The sequence below is a fragment of the Corallococcus sicarius genome (genome assembly GCF_003611735.1).
GTDB classification, from domain to species: Bacteria; Myxococcota; Myxococcia; order Myxococcales; family Myxococcaceae; genus Corallococcus; species Corallococcus sicarius.
In genome coordinates this window covers 1-1,749 of the sequence record NZ_RAWG01000602.1, presented here as the reverse complement: position 1 = coordinate 1,749, position 1,749 = coordinate 1, and the positions used below count along the sequence as shown (strand labels likewise).

Sequence of the window (1,749 nt, the reverse complement as noted above, 5' to 3'; positions counted from 1 at the left end):
GGGCGCGGGGGTGCCTTCCGGGAGCGCGCCTTCCGTCACCTCCGGGGGGAGCGCCGGCAGCCGGATGATGAACGAGGTGCCTTCGCCCACCCGGCTCTGCACGCTGATGGTGCCGCCGTGGTTCTTCACGATGCGCTGGCAGATGGCGAGCCCCAGGCCCGTGCCCTTCTGCTTCGTCGTGAAGAAGGGGACGAAGATGTGCGGCTGCTGATCCGCCGGGATGCCCGGACCGTTGTCGGTGACGCGCACCTCCACGAACTCCATCCCGCCCGCGCTGCGGAAGTCGCCGAAGCGCTCCGGCTTCTCCGTGCGCACCGTGATGCAGCCCTTCTGGGAGCCCATCGCCTGCACCGCGTTCTGCACCAGGTTGATCAACACCTGCTTGAGCTGCTCCGCGTCACCGTCCGCGCGCGGCAGCCGCAAATCCAACTCCACCGCCAGCTCCGCCGTGGTCGGCATGTCGTTCTGGATGAGCCGCATCGTGCGCGTCACCACCTCGTTGAGGTCGGTGGGCCCGAAGCTCTGCTTCAGCGGCCGCGAGTAGTCCAGGAACGCCGTCACCACGCCGTTGAGCCGGTTGACCTCCTCGACAATCACATCCAGGAACTCGCCGTCCTCGCCCGGCAGCTTCTTCGGGTCCAGGCACTGCGCCGCGCCCTTGATGGCGCCCAGCGGGTTCCTGATTTCATGCGCGAGGCCCGCCGCCATCTCACCCAGCGCCGCCAGACGGTCCCGCTCGCGGATCTTCTCGTACAGCTTGGAGTTCTCCAGCACCGTCGCCATCCGCTCGGAGACCTCCAGGATGAGGGCGATTTCGTCGGACGCGTACGCCTCCGGCACCCGTTCGTCCCAGAGGTTCAGGAAGCCGATGACGCGGTCGTTGCTCATCAGCGGCACGCTGATGCCGGCCTTCATCTGGAGCAGCGCGGCGCGCGTGTCGTTGAGCCGCTTGAGCTCGTCGCGGAAGCGCTTGCCCTCCACCGCCTGGACCCGCATCACGGAGATGCGGCGCTCCACGTTCTCCAGCAGCACCGCCTTCTGCCCGCTGGCCACCGCGAAGAGCACGCCGCGCGCGGCGGCCGTGTCCAGCAGCGACACCGGCAGCGGCCCGCGTGAGTCCAGAAGCCGGTAGCCCGGCCGGTCCTCCGCCATCAGGTACACGGACGCATGCGTCACGCGCCCCGTCTCGTGCAGCGCATCCAGCACCAGCCGCGCCAGCTCCGAGATTTCAATGACGGCGGTCATCCGCACGCGCAGGACGCTCAGCGTGCCCAGGAGCGCGAAGCGCTCGCGGAAGAAGATGCGCACCACCATCTCCTCCACCTTGGTGCGCAGCGGGTCCAGGAGGATGAGGATGACGAACGCGGCCACCACCGTGTTGAAGACGAACAGCGACGTGTTCTCGTCCACCCACGCCGTCAGCACCGTGAAGACGGCGGCCAGGATGATGGCCAGCACCGTCTGCGAGGCGATCTTCCCCAACAGCTCGTGCAGGTCCATCAGCCGCAGCCGCAACAGCGTCTGCGCGAGGAAGAACAGGTAGAGCGTCGCGAAGACGGGGCCCAGCGTGGGGAAGGGGATGTCGTAGCGGCTCAGGTAGTCCAGGCCGGAGAACAGCACCGCCGCCGCAGCGCCAATGGCCAGGTACGCCAGCCGGAACTGCTCGATGCGCGACTCTGTCGTCCGCACCCGGTGCACCAGCAGGGACACCGAGGTGAGCAGCGCCCCCAGCACCCAGGCCCCCATCCC

The 1,749-nt window shown here is 68.3% G+C and carries 1 protein-coding gene; it reads right to left on the bottom strand.

Annotated elements, in window-relative coordinates; all coding sequences use genetic code 11:
• The coding region (locus D7X12_RS41130) for a GAF domain-containing sensor histidine kinase (RefSeq protein ID WP_120630540.1) at nucleotides 1-1,749 on the bottom strand (1,749 nt) is incomplete at both ends.